The 15,624-nt window shown below is 72.6% G+C and carries 15 protein-coding genes and 3 tRNA genes; 10 read left to right on the top strand and 8 right to left on the bottom strand.

All coding sequences use genetic code 11. The annotated features are described in order from the left end of the window. Positions 1 to 11: 11 nt before the first annotated feature. From FHP29_RS08515 to mobA, 3 genes are read right to left on the bottom strand one after another with little or no spacing between them, the layout of a single operon-like run. The gene (locus FHP29_RS08515; protein WP_139622436.1) at positions 12 to 989 is read right to left on the bottom strand and encodes an NAD(P)H-quinone oxidoreductase; all 978 of its coding nucleotides are present in this window, start codon (positions 987 to 989) and stop codon (positions 12 to 14) included. A gap of 28 nt (positions 990 to 1,017) precedes the next feature. Next, a complete protein-coding gene (locus tag FHP29_RS08510; protein ID WP_139622435.1) occupies positions 1,018 to 1,338 on the bottom strand; it encodes a DUF6457 domain-containing protein in 321 nt (106 codons plus the stop codon). 56 nt (positions 1,339 to 1,394) lie between these two features. Then, a complete protein-coding gene (mobA, locus tag FHP29_RS08505) occupies positions 1,395 to 2,006 on the bottom strand; it encodes a molybdenum cofactor guanylyltransferase (RefSeq protein ID WP_139622434.1) in 612 nt (203 codons plus the stop codon). Between the two features lie 36 nt (positions 2,007 to 2,042). Between mobA and FHP29_RS08500 the strand changes: the two genes are divergently transcribed. After that, positions 2,043 to 2,858: a carbon-nitrogen hydrolase family protein gene (locus FHP29_RS08500; RefSeq protein ID WP_139622433.1), complete on the top strand. Its 816-nt coding sequence runs from the start codon at positions 2,043 to 2,045 to the stop codon at positions 2,856 to 2,858. Positions 2,859 to 2,954: 96 nt separating this feature from the next. Beyond that, complete coding sequence (locus FHP29_RS08495; protein ID WP_139622432.1) at positions 2,955 to 3,974, top strand: hypothetical protein; 1,020 nt, start codon at positions 2,955 to 2,957, stop codon at positions 3,972 to 3,974. A 122-nt stretch (positions 3,975 to 4,096) separates the two neighbouring features. Here the strand turns inward: FHP29_RS08495 and FHP29_RS08490 are convergent. After that, positions 4,097 to 4,181 (bottom strand) — tRNA-Ser (locus tag FHP29_RS08490). A 107-nt stretch (positions 4,182 to 4,288) separates the two neighbouring features. Between FHP29_RS08490 and FHP29_RS08485 the strand changes: the two genes are divergently transcribed. The 3 genes from FHP29_RS08485 to FHP29_RS23115 all read left to right on the top strand — a co-directional run bounded on the left by FHP29_RS08485 (position 4,289) and on the right by FHP29_RS23115 (position 5,221). Further along, the gene (locus FHP29_RS08485) at positions 4,289 to 4,747 is read left to right on the top strand and encodes a hypothetical protein (protein WP_139622431.1); all 459 of its coding nucleotides are present in this window, start codon (positions 4,289 to 4,291) and stop codon (positions 4,745 to 4,747) included. 96 nt (positions 4,748 to 4,843) lie between these two features. Continuing rightward, positions 4,844 to 4,933, top strand: a tRNA-Ser gene (locus tag FHP29_RS08480). A 153-nt stretch (positions 4,934 to 5,086) separates the two neighbouring features. Beyond that, entirely contained in the window at positions 5,087 to 5,221 is a 135-nt protein-coding gene (locus tag FHP29_RS23115) for a hypothetical protein (RefSeq protein WP_275669433.1), read from the top strand. Positions 5,222 to 5,230: 9 nt separating this feature from the next. Here the strand turns inward: FHP29_RS23115 and FHP29_RS08475 are convergent, their stop codons facing one another. Then, on the bottom strand, positions 5,231 to 6,235 hold the full coding sequence (locus FHP29_RS08475; RefSeq protein ID WP_139622430.1) for a phospholipase D-like domain-containing protein: 1,005 nt from the start codon (positions 6,233 to 6,235) through the stop codon (positions 5,231 to 5,233). A 97-nt stretch (positions 6,236 to 6,332) separates the two neighbouring features. Here FHP29_RS08475 and FHP29_RS08470 point away from each other — a divergent pair. After that, positions 6,333 to 6,405: transfer RNA gene (locus FHP29_RS08470), tRNA-Arg, on the top strand. 93 nt (positions 6,406 to 6,498) lie between these two features. Here the strand turns inward: FHP29_RS08470 and FHP29_RS08465 are convergent. Continuing rightward, a complete protein-coding gene (locus tag FHP29_RS08465) occupies positions 6,499 to 7,089 on the bottom strand; it encodes a hypothetical protein (RefSeq protein ID WP_139622429.1) in 591 nt (196 codons plus the stop codon). Positions 7,090 to 7,189: 100 nt separating this feature from the next. Here FHP29_RS08465 and FHP29_RS08460 point away from each other — a divergent pair, with 100 nt between their 5' ends. The 3 genes from FHP29_RS08460 to FHP29_RS08450 all read left to right on the top strand — a co-directional run bounded on the left by FHP29_RS08460 (position 7,190) and on the right by FHP29_RS08450 (position 10,440). Continuing rightward, the gene (locus FHP29_RS08460; protein WP_139622428.1) at positions 7,190 to 8,185 is read left to right on the top strand and encodes an AraC family transcriptional regulator; all 996 of its coding nucleotides are present in this window, start codon (positions 7,190 to 7,192) and stop codon (positions 8,183 to 8,185) included. A gap of 165 nt (positions 8,186 to 8,350) precedes the next feature. Then, entirely contained in the window at positions 8,351 to 9,604 is a 1,254-nt protein-coding gene (locus tag FHP29_RS21645; protein WP_158296523.1) for a hypothetical protein, read from the top strand. 200 nt (positions 9,605 to 9,804) lie between these two features. Beyond that, a complete protein-coding gene (locus FHP29_RS08450) occupies positions 9,805 to 10,440 on the top strand; it encodes an isochorismatase family protein (RefSeq protein WP_139622426.1) in 636 nt (211 codons plus the stop codon). Between the two features lie 3 nt (positions 10,441 to 10,443). Here the strand turns inward: FHP29_RS08450 and FHP29_RS08445 are convergent, their stop codons facing one another. Then, complete coding sequence (locus FHP29_RS08445) at positions 10,444 to 11,334, bottom strand: hypothetical protein (protein ID WP_139622425.1); 891 nt, start codon at positions 11,332 to 11,334, stop codon at positions 10,444 to 10,446. Between the two features lie 176 nt (positions 11,335 to 11,510). Continuing rightward, positions 11,511 to 15,029, bottom strand: a complete 3,519-nt coding sequence (locus FHP29_RS08440; protein ID WP_139622424.1) for an indolepyruvate ferredoxin oxidoreductase family protein — start codon at positions 15,027 to 15,029, stop codon at positions 11,511 to 11,513. Between the two features lie 130 nt (positions 15,030 to 15,159). On the opposite strand from FHP29_RS08440, the gene FHP29_RS08435 reads away from it, so the two are divergent. Beyond that, entirely contained in the window at positions 15,160 to 15,609 is a 450-nt protein-coding gene (locus FHP29_RS08435) for an Lrp/AsnC family transcriptional regulator (protein ID WP_139622423.1), read from the top strand. The last annotated feature ends 15 nt before the right edge of the window (positions 15,610 to 15,624 follow it).

Genomic DNA, 15,624 nt, shown 5'->3' with positions numbered 1-15,624 from the left:
CGGGCGGTCGGTCAGGGGGTGAGCAGCACCTTGCCGACCGCCTCGCCCGACTCGATCATCCGGTGGGCCTCGCCGACCTCCTCCAAGGGCAGCACGGCCGAGACCACCGGCCGGATCGTCCCGTCGGCGACGAGCGGCCACACGTGCTCGACGACGGAGGCGCAGATCCGCGCCTTCCCGTCGAGCGGGCGCGACCGGAGGGCCGTCGCGATGACGGCCCCGCGCTTGGCGAGCAGGCGCGCGATGTCGAGCTCGGCCTTGGTGCCGCCCTGCATGCCGATGACGACCAGCCGGCCCTCGTCGGCCAGCACGTCGACGTTGCGGGAGAGGTATTTCGCGCCCATGTTGTCGAGCACCACGTCCGCGCCACGGCCGTCGGTCGCGCGGCGTACGACGTCGACGAAGTCGTCCTCGCGGTAGTTGATCGCCACCTCCGCGCCGAGCTCGCGGCAGCGGGCGAGCTTGTCCTCGCTGCCCGCGGTGGTGAACACCCGGGCGCCGGAGGCCGCGGCCAGCTGGATCGCGAAGGTGCCGATGCCGCCGCCCCCGCCGTGCACGAGGAAGACGTCGCCGGGACGCAGGCCCGCGACCATGAACACGTTGGACCACACCGTGCAGGCCACCTCGGGCAGCGCCGCGGCGGTGACGAGGTCGACGCCCGCGGGGAGGGCCATGACCTGCCCGGCGGGTACGGCGACCCGGCTGGCGTAGCCGCCGCCGGCCAGCAGTGCGCACACCTCGTCGCCCACGGCCAGGTCGGTGACTCCCTCGCCGAGTGCGGCGACGGTGCCGCTGCACTCGAGTCCGATCACGTCGGAGGCTCCGGGCGGGGGCGGGTAGAAGCCCTGGCGCTGGAGGAGGTCGGCGCGGTTGACCGCCGTCGCGGCCACGTCGAGCAGCACCTCGCCGGGACCCGGCACCGGATCCGGCAGCTCGGTGACGGCGAGGGTCTCGGGTCCGCCGGGTGCGGTCTGGGTGACGGCGCGCATGTCCGCAGTCTGGCAGGACGGCGGAAGGTCAGACCAACGAGTCCTCGTCGGCGTAGTCGGCGTCCGCCAGTTCTTCGAAGTCCACGTCGTCCTCGTCGGCGGCCGCACCCGCGGGGCGGTCCCACGCCTCGGCCAGCGCCTGGGCCTTGGCCGCGAGCCGCTCCACCGCGTCGGGATCGGCGCCCTGCTCGCCGGCGGCGAACCCGAGCAGGAACGAGGTCACCAGCCCAGCAGCGGGATGGACGTTCTCGACCGTGATCGTGGCGAGGTCGCCCAGCAGGCCCTCGTCGGCCTCGGCCTCGATGTCGAGGGCGTCGCACAACTCGTCGATCCAGTCGTGGAGGTTCACCCGACCAGAGTGATACGCCGGCCCGGCCGGTGCAAGGGTTTCGGCCCAGTCCGGGATCAGTCCAAAGAGCGGCCCTCGGGCCGCGGCTCGTCCTGGCCGGCCAGGTCCCGCAGGTCGCTCCAGGTGTCGATGTCGCGTGCCTCGTCGCCGAGGGGCGCGCCCTCGACCAGGTCGAGCGGCTCGAGCAGCGCCCGCACCGACATGCCGTGCTGGCCCTCGTGGTCGGGGCGGACGGCGTCCAGGCGCGCCGTCTCCACGACGAGGGCCAACTGTCGGCGGCCCGCGGTGTCCGCGAGGACCGCCCCCTCGTGGCCGACGGCGGCCTCGTGGAGGCGCCGGAAGGTGCCCGGCGCGAGGCGCGGCATGTCGACGGCGAGCACCGCGATCGTCGGGAACCGGCGCAGCAGCATGTCGCGTCCGGTCAGCAGCCCGGCGGCCGGTCCGCCGAAGCGCGGCTCCTCGCGCACGAACGTCACCGGCCGGTCGGTGGGCACCTGGTGGCCCACGACGACGACCTCGCTCGCGTCGATCACGGCGTCGAGGGCGTGCTCGAGCAGAGTGCGCCCGTCCACCTCGATCGACGCCTTGTCGACCCCGCCCAGGCGCGATCCCTGCCCGCCGGCGAGGACGACGGCTGCGAAGGCGGACAGTCCGAGCTCGATCACCACCCCCCGAGTCTCCCAAAGGGCTCCTACGCTGGTACCGTGACGACCCCCACGCCGCGCCCCACACTGCGACTCGCGCTGGTCCAGGCCGCGTCCGCGCTCGAGCCCGCCGCCAACCGCGACGCGCTGGCCCGGCTGACCGCCGAGCACGCCGGCCCGGACACCCCCGCCGACCTCGTGGTGCTCCCCGAGGCGTACGCCCGCGACTTCGGCGAAGCCGGATCCGACGTCAGCGGGTACGCCGAGCCGGTGGACGGCCCCTTCGGCACGGCGGTGGCCGACGCGGCGGCCGCGGCCGGCACCACGATCGTCGCCGGCATGTTCGAGGCGAGCTCGGATCCGGAGCGGCCCTACAACACCCTGCTCGTGCGCGGCGCGGTGTCGGCGTCGTACCGCAAGATCCATCTCTACGACTCCTTCGGCAACCGCGAGTCCGACCGCCTCACCGCCGGACCGCTCGAGCCGGTGGTCGTCGACCTGCACGGCTGGAGGGTCGGGCTGATGACCTGCTACGACCTCCGCTTCCCCGAGCTTGCCCGCGCCCTCGTCGACCGCGGCGCCGAGCTGATCGTCATCCCGGCCGCCTGGGTCGCCGGTCCGCGGAAGGTCCACCACTGGCGGACCCTGGTGACCGCGCGCGCCATCGAGAACACCGCGTACGTCGCCGCCGTCGGTCAGCCCGCCGAGCGCTACTGCGGCCACTCGATGGTCGTCGACCCGTTCGGCGAGGTCGTGGCCGAGGCGGGTCCGGGCGACGCCGGCGTGCCGGACGTGGTCCGCGCCGTCGTCGACCGCTCGGTGCTCGAGGAGGCCCGCCGCGTCAACCCGTCCCTCACGAACCGGCGGCTTCGCTGAATCTGCCCGAGCGCGTCTCCGGCGACGCGAAAGCGAAGCAAGTTCCCGGAGGTCGCCTCCCGCCGCGCTGCCGGGCAGGAGATAGGCTGCTCCTCCGTGTCCCGTGCCCCCTCCCGTGTCCCGCTCGAGCAGCGCGTCGGCGAGTTCGGGGCGTCGCGGGCGCCGCTGGTCATCGGGTTCGTCCTGGTCGTGCTCGGCACCGCCGCCCTCGTCTGCGCGATGGTGCCCGTCGGACCCGCCTGGCTCGGTCCGGCGGGCTCGGTCACGGTCGCGACCGCCTTCAGCTGGGGCCTCGCCGCCCGCACCGGCGGCCGGCCGCTGGTGTTCGCGCTGCTCGCCCTGGCCTGTGGCCTGGCTGCTGTCGGGAGTGACCAGGACCTACTGCTGACCGGTGCCGCGGTCGGCACCTCGGCCGTCGCCGCCGTCCTCGGCGTGATGATCACCGTGCCCGCGGCCGGCATCGCCACCGCGGCCCGCGAATGCGTCGTGGGGCTGTGCGTCGCCGGCATCGGCGCGATGGCCGCGATCGGCTTCGAGCCGGCCATCCAGAAGGAGCGCTTCGAGTACGTCGGCCTCGGGCTCGCCTTCCTCGGCGCCATCGTCCTCGTCCACCGCCTCGGCGCCGGCTTCCACGGCCTCGGCCGCCGTGGTCTGATCATCGTCGCGATCGGCGTGGTCGTGCTCGCCGCGACCCTGCTGTACGCCGAGCTGCTGCGCCGCTACGGCTCGACCGGGCTCGTCGACGAGCTGCTCTCGTGGGTGGCGTGGAGCCGGGAGCACCTCGGCGCGTTCCCCCGACCGATCGCCACGGTCCTGGGCGTGCCCGCCCTCGCCTACGGCTGCCACATGCGCGCCCGGCGGCGTCAGGGCTGGTGGGTGTGCGCGTTCGGCGTCGCGGCCACCTCGCCCACCGCGACCGCCCTCGCCAACCCGGCCGTCTCGGTCACCGAGGCCGGCCTGTCGGTGGTCTACGGCCTGGTGGTCGGCCTGATCCTCGGCTGGCTGCTCATCCGGCTCGACCTGGCGCTGACCGGCAACCGGGGCCGCCGCAGCCGGGTCGCCGAGCAGGCGGCCGCCGTACGACCCGAGCCGCGGCGCTTCGCGCCCCTGCTCTGACGTGGCGACCGCGCGGCAGCGTGGCGCCCCGGCGGCGAAGCCGCATCGGCGGCGGAGGGCGGTCCGAGCGCAGCGAGGACCGTCCGAGGTCGCCGATAGGCGACACGCTCGCGCCATCAGAGCAGAGGGAGCGGGATTCGAACCCGCGGTAGGTCTCCCTACGACCGCTTTCAAGGCGGTTCCGATCGGCCACTCCGGCATCCCTCCTCGGGTCCGCCGCGGCGCGTACGCCGGCCGGACACCGCGACGAGTCTAGACAGTCGGGTACGCCGCCGCTTTGGCCCGTCCTCGGCCGGCACAGGACAATGCCGGCCATGAGCAGTGCGCAGCCGACCTCGGTCACCGACTACCGCCTCGCCCCACCGGTGATGGCGCGCTTCGTCGGCGCCTATCTCGTGCTGCTCGCCCTCCTGCTCCTCGCGGTCACCGCCCTCGTCGCCTTGGCCGACCTCCCCGCCGACCTGTTGGTGTTGGTGCTGGGGCTGGGGATCCTGGGCCTGATCGCGCTCGCCTGGTGGCTGCGCTCGCGTCTGGTCGTCGTCCGGCTCACCGAGGCCGGCTACCAGGTCCGGATGATCCGTGCCGCCGGCGCGACCGAGGCCCGCTGGAGCGAGGTGGAGGACGCCGTCGCGGCCGCCCCGTCGGGGATCGAGTGCCTCGTGCTGCGGCTGCGCGACGGACGCAGCACGACCATCCCCGTGCAGCTGGTGGCCGGCGACAAGGACGACTTCGCGCGCGACGTACGTGCCCACCTGCAGCGCGCGGCCCGCTGAGCCCGGACCCGACCTGTCCGGCGGGGCCGGATTGGGACCACGCGCACGCTCCTAGTAGCCTTGGCGCGCTGTCCGGTCCATGATCGGAGCAGTGGAGGAGGCGTCGCCTAGTCCGGTCTATGGCGCCGCACTGCTAATGCGGTTTGGGTTTATCGCCCATCGAGGGTTCAAATCCCTCCGCCTCCGCCGACCTGAGACCCCCGGCAGCCACTGCCGGGGGTCTCGCTTATTGGGCGGCCGTGCGCGAAGATGTTTCCTGGAGCCCGCGTGGGGGTAGGCGCCGACGGCTCGGGTACCCGGAGGGACGGTCCCGGGCACCCACCAGTGAGGGGAAAGCTCATGAAGAAGCTCGCTCGCACCACCGCCTTCGGGTTGGCCGCCCTGATCACCGCAGCCGGGATCGTCTCGCTCCCGACCGCCGCGGAGGCCGACACCGGCTGGGGCTGGCGCGTCTGCACCACCTGCGCCCGCTGACGTCCTCGGTCAGGACGGCTCGTCGTCGTCCTGACCGGCGATGCCGAGCTTGCCCATGGTGTAGCCGAGCTGGAAGCGGGTCTCGGCGTCGTACTCCTCCTTGAGCTCGGCGACATAGCCGGCGTACGTGCGCGGGCTGACGCCGAGTCTCTTGGCGCTGACGGCGTCGGCATGACCCTCGATCAGCATCCGGATCGTCATCGAGCGCTGCTCGGAGGCGATCTCCTTCGTCACGCTCTGACCGGCGCTGGCGAAGGGCCGCCCACGCGCGAACGCCCGCTCGAAGACGTCGACCAGGTAGGCCACGATCGCCGGCTCCCGTACGACGACCGCGGTGGCCAGGCTGTCGGCCGCAGGGATCAGCGCCACCCGGCGGTCGACCACGATCATCCGGTTGAAGAACTCGTCGAGCGTGCGGACCTCGGCGCCGTGCTCGGTCACGGTCGCGACGTACTTGTGCGTGGCCGGGTGACGCCGGGCGCTGTGCTGGTAGAGCGTGCGCATCGCCAGCCCGCGCTTGAGCGCCGCGACGTCGCGGACCGCCGCCTCCGTCACCGTCTTGGCGCTGCGCGTCGCCTGCGGCTGGGCCGTGAGCAGCTCCTCCTGGGCTTCGCTCACCAGCGTCGTGAGGTAGGGGTTGATCGCCTCGCCGTGCAGGTAGAGGAACGGGCCCGACTCGCTCGCCGCCGGTGAGCGCCGCCAGCTCTGCGCGAGGTGGGCGAACGCGGACGCCCATCGCGCCGACTCCTCGAGCAGGCGCGCCCCCTCGTTGCCGAGCGGCGTGACCACCCTCGATTGCGCGTTGCTCGGTTCGAGCGGCCGCCAGGTCTTCCGGGTGGCGTCCAGTTGGAGTAGACCGAGCTCCACCAGCAGGTCGAACGCCCGTCGTACCGACGATCCCTCGACGAGCCGCGGGTCGTCGGCGGAGAGCCCGCCCTCGGCCAGCACCTGCTCGTAGAGACCGGTCGCCTCCTCCTCGAAGAGGGCCCGGTCCTCGGGCTCGTACGAGGTCATGGCGTCATGGTTCCACACGCTCGCGGCACCCGGTGGAGGCGGTGATTCGGCATCTGCGCATCGCCTCCGCTATTCTCGTGCGGTCGCCCAGCGACGAGCGCCTGTAGCTCAACGGATAGAGCATCTGACTACGGATCAGAAGGTTTGGGGTTCGAATCCCTACAGGCGCGCAGGACGTCGAAGCCACAGGTCAGCCCGCTGACCTGTGGCTTCGACCATTTGCGGCTCACCCGGCCTGCTGCGCGCGGCGCCGGCCAGGGTGATCAGAAGGTGCGGGCCGGGAGCGGCTTGATGAGTGGTTCGAGGAGCCGCGAGGACGCCTCGACGGTGAGCACCTCGGCCGGGTCGAGGGGGATGATCTGGCGCTTCGACTCGTCGATCTCCCAGACGTCCTCGCCGATCAGACGTCCCTCGTCGTCGTAGGGCCAGATCATGTGCTCGACGTTCGCGACCAGGTAGTGGGCGGCGGGGTCGACGGGGGCGCCGGCCTCGACGAGGAGCTGACCGGGGGTCTGCTGGTAGATGGTCGCGGTGGAGACGATCATGTTGTCGCCGACGGCGAGCGTCTCGTCGGTGGTGTAGAAGATGCACTGGGCCGTGCGGGACCACTCCTCGTAGACCGCCTGGACGGCCTCGGCGCCGTCGAGGACGGTGCTGATGCCGAAGACGTTGAAGTGGTAGACGGGGTGTTCGACGGTCATCTCCGGCGCGAAGATCTCCTTCCACCGTCCGGCCATCTCCAGGTAGCGGTGGCGGTTGTAGGCCTGCAGGAGCCAGTGGTGGCGCGGGTTCGTGGTGGTCTCGAGCAGGCGCTCGACGGCGAGGTTCGTCCGGGTGATGTCGAAGCGGCCCATCGGGTTCTCCTTGGGTGAGGTGTCGTCGGGGCATTCAGCGTCTCTCTCGAGTCACTCCCAGGTCTTGACTCGGGACGACGACTTCTTGACCCTGGACGACATGTCGCTCATCCGGGGAACCGCGCTCCAAGGCTTCGGTGACCTCGTCCGGGAGCTCGGCGCTGATCCGGAGGAGCTGCTGCGGCTCGCGCACCTCGACCCGGATGGCGTCGGCAATCACGACAGCTACCTCGATTACCGAGGGGTCATCGGCGCTCTGGAGTCGGCCGCGCGCGTCACGGGAGCCGGCGACTTCGGTCGCCGGCTGGGGGACCGTCAGGGTCTCGAGATCCTCGGCCCGCTCGGGGTGGCGGCCCGCACGGCACCCACGGTGGGTGCTGCGATGGCGTCGATCGAGAAGTACATGGCCGTCTACAGTCCGGCGATCGCGATCACCGTGACCTGGGCGCCGGGGGAGGAGCTCGCGAGGTTCGAGTGGCGCGTCGTCGCCGCCCGGCCGCCCGCTCACCGCCAGGCGGCCGAGCTCGCGCTGGGGGTGTCGTGCCAGGTGTTCCGCCTTCTCGCCGGCCCGTCGTTCACGCCCTGCGTGGTGCGGATTCGTCATCAGCCACTGACGGCGGTCGAGGCCTACCAGGACCATTTCGGGTGTCCGGTGGAGTTCGCGACCGGCTCCTACGGCTTCTCGTTCCCGGTCTCGGTCCTCGCCCTGCCGCTCGATGCGGACAGCGCGGTGCACGCCGTCGTCGAGGAGTACCTCGACACCGTTGCCGTCCCGCACTCGATGAGCACCGTCGAGAACGTGCGACGGCTGGTCCGCACGATGCTGCCCACCGGTGGCCTGACGCTGGAGCTGGTGTGTGGCCAGCTGGCGGTGCATCCGCGGACTCTGCAGCGCGACTTGGCGAAGAGGGGCACGTCGTTCGCTGCGCTCGTGGACGAGGTCCGCCGCGAGGAGGCCGAGCGCTACCTGTGCGAGTCCGAGATGCCGCTCGGTCAGCTGGCCGGCGTCCTCGGGCTCAGCGAGCAGAGCGCACTGACCCGGGCCTGTCACCGCTGGTTCGGACGGACTCCGTCCCGGGTTCGCGCACAGACATAGCTCGCTCGTGCCGTGCCGGCCCGGCCCTTGTGCGCCTCAGGACGGAAACCCCCACGAGTCCTCCTTCTGTTCTGGTTTCGATGTCGCCGGGGAGGATCCTGCGCCACCATCGGGACAGGAGGCTCCGGCTCGTCCCGGCCGTGAGCGCTGGCCCGAGGAGATCGAATGACGGAGACTCCCGAACTGAACGCAGGTGACCTCGCGGAGCTCGAGAGCAAGCGGATCGCGAACCGCCTCGCCCGTGACCAGGCCACGGCTGCGCGCACCGACAAGCTCATCGAGCAGCTGTCCAAGGCTGTTCCCGATCTGGCGTCCGTCGCGAAGAGCACGGTCTCCTTCCGGGAGGGCGCGACGCTGAGGCAGGGCGAGGCGACGGCGGTCGCACTCGCGAGCGCCGCGCAGCAGGTCGCCGGGGAGGTCGCCGCGCGTCTGCTCGCCACGCGGAGCGAGGGGGAGCCCTGCGACGTCTTCGTGACCTCCGACCCGAACGTGGTGGCGTCCCTCGTCGCCTACCACCAGATCAGGGCCGAGGCGGCGATCCTGCGCGACCGGCTCCGTACGGCGAAGGAGGCCGCCGAGGAGGCCCTCGAAGCGCCGACGAGTGCGGACGGTGCTCCGAGGCTCGCCGTCGAGGCGGGCATCGCTGCGGCGGCGGTCGTCGGCAGGGCCGCCACCCAGGTCGCCTCCCTTTTCGAGCTCGACGTCGAGGTGGCCACGAGCACCGTCGACATTCCTGCGACCACGGTGCAGGCAGCTGTCATGGGCCGGCTGCTCGAGGTGCGACCGGAGCTCGGGATCCAGCACCAGTGGGCGCGTCTCATCGACGCAGACGCCTCGGAGCTCTTGCGGATCGTCGGTGACCTGACGGCCGAGGACATCGACGCGACCGTCGTCGACGCGAGGCTCGACGCGGCCGTCGAGAGCCTCGCCGACGCGACGGACCTGCAGCACCGCAGTCGGCTGCAGTCGGCGCGCACCGACCTCGCCGCCGTGCTCGCGAAGGCCCGGGCGTTCGCCGTACGCGTCTCGGCGACACCGTCGAGCGGAGGGGCGAGCCTGCTCGCCCAGGCTGTCGCCGTCGAACATCTCGCGAGTGGTGAGCGGCGCGTCCTGGTCGTCGGTGGGGCGAGGTCCGAGGCGCATCAGGTGGTCGTGAAGCGCCGGCTGAGGACTCCGCGTCTCCAGACAGGCGTCAGCGTCGGGTTCGACTACCTGTTGGTCCAGGGTCAGGGGGTGATCGCTGCGGGGCACGCCACGGCGGCCGTCGCGTACGTCGCGCGGCTCGACGGCAGCCGTGCGGAGTGGAGGCAGCTGACCTCGTTCGCGCTCTCGCGTGACGAACCGCCCGGCAGCTCACCGGGGGCCCCTCGCTCCGTCCCCTCGGCCGCCCCGGGTGAGCCGGCGACCCTCCCGCGGTAGGAGGTCGGTGTCGTCGGGAACGCCGTGGCGAAGTTCTGCCGGAAGGTCACGACGCTGCTGAACCCGCACGCGTCGGCGATGAGCGATGCGCATCCTCGCCCGATCTCATCGGAAGTCGTCTTTCGTGCCACTCGCGGTAGCGCCTGGCGGCGCTCAGAGTGGAGAGGAGCACAGAGCCCACCGAGCAGAGGAGACCCTCCGTGACCACGCCCCGCCGCGCCCTCATCGTCGTCGACGTCCAGCAGGAGTACTTCGACGGGATCCTGCAGATCCAGTCCCCCTCCCGCGAGCAGTCGCTCGCCAACGTCGTCGCCGCGCTCGACGTCGCCGTGCGCCAGGACCTCCCCGTGGTGATCGTCCAGCACGAGCTGCCCGAGGGTGCCCCGGTCTTCGCGATCGGGAGCGACAGTTGGTCGCTGCACCCCGAGGTCGAGCGTCGCCTCCAGCCGTCCTGGAAGCGCGTGACCAAGGACAGGAGCAGCGTCTTCGCGGGCACCGACGTCGCCGCGTGGCTGGCCGAGCAGGGGGTCGACACCGTCACCCTCGTCGGCTTCATGACCAACAACTGCGACCTCGCCACCGCGGTGGGCGCTGAGGACCTCGGTCTCGCCGCCGAGATCCTCTCCGACGCGAGCGGCGCCATCCACCTGGCCAACGAGGCCGGCAAGGTCTCCGCCGACGAGCTGCACCGGACCTTGCTCGTGCTCCTGCACTCCAACTTCGCCGCGGTCGCGACCACCGAGGCGTGGGCGCAGGCGGTCGAGGCCGGGGCGCCGCTGCCCACGAGCGATCTCGGCACCTCGGCCACGCAGGGTCGCGCGGCCTTCGCCGGCTGACGGTCAGCCGACGACCCGCCGCCTCCCCGCCCGCACCATCGCGATGCCTCCGGCCAGACTGGCGGCACCCGCTGCCAGCAGCGCCATCAGGTACGCCGGCGCGCCGGTCTGGGGCAGTCCGGACCCACGCGTGACGGCCGCGGCCTTCTCGCCGTCCCGCACGGTCGGCGTCTTGGCCTCCTCGACGATGCCGCCCACCTGGCCCTGCGGGGCCGGTGGGGTCACCTGGCCGCCGGGGGGCGGCTCGGGCGGCGCACCGGTCGTCGGGCACTCGCTGTCGGCGACGTCGCTCGCCCGCTCGCCCTTCTCCGCCCAGCGGATCGCGACCGACGTGAGCTGTCCGTCGGAGAAGGCGAAGGGGAAGCTGCCGGCGAAGCCCTGCCCGAGCAGCGCGTGGAAGTCCACGATGATCGGGTGGGAGTAGACCTCGGCCACGCCCGGCTTGCGGACGTACTTGCACACGACGACCCGGTGCTGCTTGTCGGGACCGGTCGTGGCGCCCTGTGCGGGGGACGCGTGGCCCGGGCCGCGGTCGTCGGCCGACGGGGCGCTCGCGCCCGCGCCCGCGCCCGCGGCCGCCGGCGGACGCGGACCCTTGAGCCCGGGCCCGGGCGTGGGCCGGGTGCCGTCGTCGTCGGGGAGACCGCGGCCAGGAGCGGAATCGGGGACCTTGGCCTGGTCGGGCAGCGGCGGGCGCTTGTCCGCCGGTGGGCCGGGGTCGGCGGGCGGCGATCCGGCGTCCGCGGCGGCGCCGTTGGGGACGCCTCCGGAGTCGGCGTGGGCGGGACCGGCGAGCCCGGTGGGACAGGTGACCGCCAGCACCGCGGCAGGAAGAAGGAGAGCGAGGCTCCGGCGGGAGCGGATGCGGGCGCCGAGGCGGGATGCACGGGACATGAGGACCCCCAGGGACACGACGCGGGGAGCCGCGCCGACAACGGTGGTGGGCTGGCCCCGAGACCAGCAGAGGGAGCGCCCGGATCGAGTCACCGACTGCGTGACTCGGACCGAGAACTCCCTCCGCCCTCGCGTTACCCGACGCTCCGCCGTTGATTCACCGCCTCCCGACGGGATCACACGGCCGGCGGCTCCACGCCCAGCCGGGCCAGCTCCTCGACGTACCGCTCCACGTTGCGCAGCTTGACCGTCTCGTAGCCGCGCACCAGGTCGGGGAGCTCGGCGAGCTCGACCGCCCGGTCGTACGACGCGAGCTCGAGTCCGGCGGCCAGGTCGGCGACCATCGCGCGGTAGTGGTCGCGCAGCTCGCGCTCGACCTTGCGCAGGTGGGCGTAGCCGAAGATGTCGGCACGGGTGCCGCGCAGCGACTTCATCCGGGCCAGTGCGCGCAGTGAGCCGTGCGACCGGGGCCCGAACGAGATCTTCTTGTCCCGTCCCATCGCCCGCAGCACGGGCGGGTGCAGCTTGAACGCGATCGTGCCGCCGGGGAACTCCTCGCCGGTGGAGGCGAGGAAGTCCGGGTCGGTGAGGAGCCGGGCGACCTCGTACTCGTCCTTGTAGGCGGTGAGCTTGAACAGGTTGCGGGCGACCGCCTCCCCGAACCGGGTCTCGCCGGTGACGGCGCGCTCGGCGGCCGCGATCTGCGCCACGAGGTCGACGTAGGAGTCGGCCAGCGCCTCGTCCTGGTAGGCGACCAGGTCGGCGGCGCGCCGCTCGACCAGCCGCAGGATCTCGCCCTGCAGGCCCGACGCCGCGACCGAGGCGGGCACGGAGCGCTCTCGGACCGGGCGGTTCGCCCGCGCGCGTCCGGCCGCGCGGAAGGCGGCGGGGTCGGCGACCGCGGCGCGGCCCCACCGGAAGGCGGCGATGTTGGCGGCCACGGCGGTGCCGTTGATCTCGATGGCCTCCTCGATCGCCGCGGCGGGCAGCCGCAGCGCACCGGTCTGGTACGCCGCGCCGACGAGCAGGAAGTTGGCCGCGACCGTGTTGCCGAAGATCCGGTCGGCCGCCTCGAGCCCGTCGAAGTCGAACGTCTCGGCGGTGGCGGTGCGGACCCGCTCCAGCAGACCGGACTCGTCCGGGTGCTGGACCGACGGGTCGTGGACCATCGAGCCGGTGGCCGTGCGGCTGGTCGAGACGACCGCGCGGGTCGCGGCCGGGTCGCCGTACGACAGGTTGCGGTCCTCGGCGAGGGTGAGCAGGTCGAAGCCGAGGAAGCAGTCGGCCGAGCCGGGGGTGAGCCGGTTGGCGGGCTCCAGGTCGCCGGCGGCGAAGCGCAGGTGGCCGGTGACCGGCCCGGCCTTCTGGCTGAGACCGGTCTGGTCGAGGGACTCGACGGCGTAGCCGGCGCGCAGGGCGGCGGTCGCCAGCACCTGGTTGACGGTCACGATGCCGGTGCCGCCGATGCCGGCCATGAAGACGTTCTGGGTCGCGGCGACCGGCTCCTCGGCGGCGCTCGGGGCCACGTCGGGGGGCGTGGGGTAGCCCTTGCGGGCGCTCTTCGCCGCGGACCGCTCGGCTCGCTCGGCCCGCCGCGCCGTACGACGCGTGCGGGGCGCCGTCTCGACGGTGACGAACGACGGGCAGTCGCCGTCGAGGCAGCTGTAGTCGGTGTTGCAGGAGGTCTGCTCGATGCGGGTCTTGCGGCCGTACTCGGTCTCGACCGGCTGCACCGACAGGCAGTTGCTCTTCGCGCCGCAGTCGCCGCAGCCCTCGCACACCGCCTCGTTGATGACGACGCGCTGGGTGCGCGCGGGCAGCGTGCCGCGCTTGCGCTGACGGCGGGCGTCGGCGGCGCAGTGCTGGTCGTAGATCAGCACGGTCACGCCGGGGACCTCGCGCAGCATCCGCTGCGCCTCGTCGAGCCGGTCGCGGTCCCACAGCAGGGTGCCGGGGGCGAGGTCGCGGCGGCGGTGGCGCTTCGGCTCGTCGGCGCACACGACGATCTTCTTCACACCCTCGGTGTGGAGCTTGTGGGTGAGCTGGGGGACGCTCAGCGCGCCCTCGGCGTCCTGGGCGCCGGTCATCGCGACCACGTCGTTGTAGAGCACCTTGTAGGTGATGTTGACCCCGGCGGCGATGCAGGCCTGGACGGCGAGCTGCGCGGAGTGGAAGAAGGTGCCGTCGCCGACGTTCTGGAAGATGTGGCCGGCGTCGGTGAACCAGGCCTGGCCGATCCACTGGGCGCCCTCGCCGCCCATCTGGGTCACGCCGGTCACGGCGCTCTCCGGACGCTCGGAGATGGTCACCATGGCGTGGCAGCCGATGCCGCCTCCGCCCATGGAGCCCTCCGGCAGGACCGTCGAGCGGTTGTGCGGGCAGCCGGAGCAGAAGTACGCCGACCGGTTGACCGGGAGGAGCGGCAGGGAGATCCGCTCGCGCTGCGGCGGAGTCACCTCGAGCCAGCCCTCGAGCGCGTGCCGCAGGGGCGCCAGCAGGCGGCCCGCGGTGAGCTCGCCGTCGGCGGGGATGAGCCGCTGGCCCGTCGCGTCCGCCTTGCCGAGGATCCGGGGCGCACGGTCCGTGCCGTAGAGGATGTCGCGGACCTGCATCTCCATGAAGGACGTCTTGTCCTCCACGACGAGGATCTCCTCGAGCCCCTCGGCGAAGCGGCGGACCGCCGCGGGCTCGACCGGGCTCATCATCCCCATCCGCATCAGCCGGACGCCGGCGGCGGCGAGCGCCTCGTCGGTGACGCCGAGGTCGGTCAGCGCCTGGCGCAGCGAGTCGAAGCAGCTGCCGGACGCCACCAGCCCGAGGCGGGCGCCGGGGGCGTCGACCTCGACCACGTTGAGGCCGTTGCGGGCGGAGTAGTCGTGGACCAGCGCGGTGCGCGGACCGACCAGCTCGGCCTCGGCGCCGACGATCATCGCCGGGCGCAGCACGATCGGGGACTGCGTGTAGGCGTAGGGGTGGCCGTTCCAGTCGATCGCCGGCATCACCGGGTCGACGTCGATGTCGGCGCCGTCGACGACCCAGGCGCCGTCGGCGACGTCCGCGACGATCTTGAGCGCCACGACGCAGCCGGTGTTGCGCGACATCTCGATCGCGTGCAGGCCGAGGGTGACGATCTCGGTCGCGTTGCGCGGGAAGAGCACGGGGATGCCGAGGGCGGCCAGGGAGCGCTCGCTCACCGCGGGCACGGTCGACGACTTCGAGGCGGGGTCGTCGCCGACGAGGAGCACGGCGCCGCCGCGCCGGTTGACGCCGTACATGTTGGCGTGGCGCAGGGCGTCGGTGGCGCGGTCCACGCCGGGGCCCTTGCCGTACCAGAAGCCGGTCACGCCGTCGAAGGCGCTGGTGCCGAGCGGGAGGTCGACCTGGCTGCCCCACACGGCCGTGGCGGCGAGCTCCTCGTTGAGGCCGGGAACGAAGCGGATGTCGTTCTCGTCCAGCACGTCCGACAGGTCGGCCAGCATCTTGTCGAGGCCGCCCAGCGGGCTGCCCTGGTAGCCGGAGACGAAGGTCGCGGTGCGCAGGCCGCGGCGGCGGTCGAGAGCACGGTGCTCGACCAGGAGTCGCGCGATCGCCTGGACGCCGGTCAGCAGGGTCGCCGGAGCGTCCACGCGGTAGCGGTCGTCGAGGTCGTACGGCGCGGCGGGCTCGCTGGCGGGTCGGGACAGCAGCTCGGTCATGGAAGCAGCCTGAGGCATCGTGGGCCGGGTCACAACATCCGTCGCCGGGTGTGGCGTCCATCCGCAACCCGTACGCCGATGGCCGGCTCTTCTGTGCAACAGACCACCTGTCAGGGGTAGAGTCCGTTGCGTGCCCGATGCGGCGATCCTCGACCCCACCGACCGCGCGATCCTCGACCTGCTGCGGGAGAACGCGCGCCGCCCCCTGCGCGAGATCGCGACCGCCGTGGGCCTGACCGTCGCGCCGGTGCAGCGCCGGATCGTGCGCATGGAGCGGCTGGGCGTGATCGAGCGCTACACCGTCAAGATCAACCACGGCCGGATCGCCACCGGCATCGAGGCGATGACCGAGCTGCACTTCGCCGACGACCTCGACCTGGCGCAGATCATGGAGTTCGTCGCCCAGATCCCCGAGGTCGAGGAGGTGCTCACCCTGGCCGGCGATCCCGACGCCCTCGTGCGCATCCGCGTCGACGGCGTCGAGGACCTGCGCCGCGTGGTCAGCTCGCTGCGCTCGGGCGGGGCGGTCGCCAGCACGAAGACACTGGTCGTCCTGGAGCAGTGGACGCGGTTCGGCTGAGGCTGAGGGTGGTCC

Origin of the sequence: Nocardioides albidus (assembly GCF_006335005.1) — a bacterium.
GTDB lineage: Bacteria > Actinomycetota > Actinomycetes > Propionibacteriales > Nocardioidaceae > Nocardioides > Nocardioides albidus.
The sequence above is the reverse complement of the archived record's forward strand: the minus strand, read 5'-3'. Positions and strand labels throughout refer to the sequence as shown.

Bases quoted from the DNA above. Each gene is read 5' to 3' on its own strand.
- FHP29_RS08515 (WP_139622436.1), bottom strand. From the start codon at position 989: ATGCGCGCCGTCACCCAGACCGCACCCGGCGGACCCGAGACCCTCGCC.
- FHP29_RS08485 (WP_139622431.1), top strand. From the start codon at position 4,289: ATGAGCAGTGCGCAGCCGACCTCGGTCACCGACTACCGCCTCGCCCCA.
- FHP29_RS23115 (WP_275669433.1), top strand. From the start codon at position 5,087: ATGAAGAAGCTCGCTCGCACCACCGCCTTCGGGTTGGCCGCCCTGATC.
- FHP29_RS08475 (WP_139622430.1), bottom strand. From the start codon at position 6,235: ATGACCTCGTACGAGCCCGAGGACCGGGCCCTCTTCGAGGAGGAGGCG.
- FHP29_RS08465 (WP_139622429.1), bottom strand. From the start codon at position 7,089: ATGGGCCGCTTCGACATCACCCGGACGAACCTCGCCGTCGAGCGCCTG.
- FHP29_RS08460 (WP_139622428.1), top strand. From the start codon at position 7,190: ATGTCGCTCATCCGGGGAACCGCGCTCCAAGGCTTCGGTGACCTCGTC.
- FHP29_RS21645 (WP_158296523.1), top strand. From the start codon at position 8,351: ATGACGGAGACTCCCGAACTGAACGCAGGTGACCTCGCGGAGCTCGAG.
- FHP29_RS08445 (WP_139622425.1), bottom strand. From the start codon at position 11,334: ATGTCCCGTGCATCCCGCCTCGGCGCCCGCATCCGCTCCCGCCGGAGC.
- FHP29_RS08440 (WP_139622424.1), bottom strand. From the start codon at position 15,029: ATGACCGAGCTGCTGTCCCGACCCGCCAGCGAGCCCGCCGCGCCGTAC.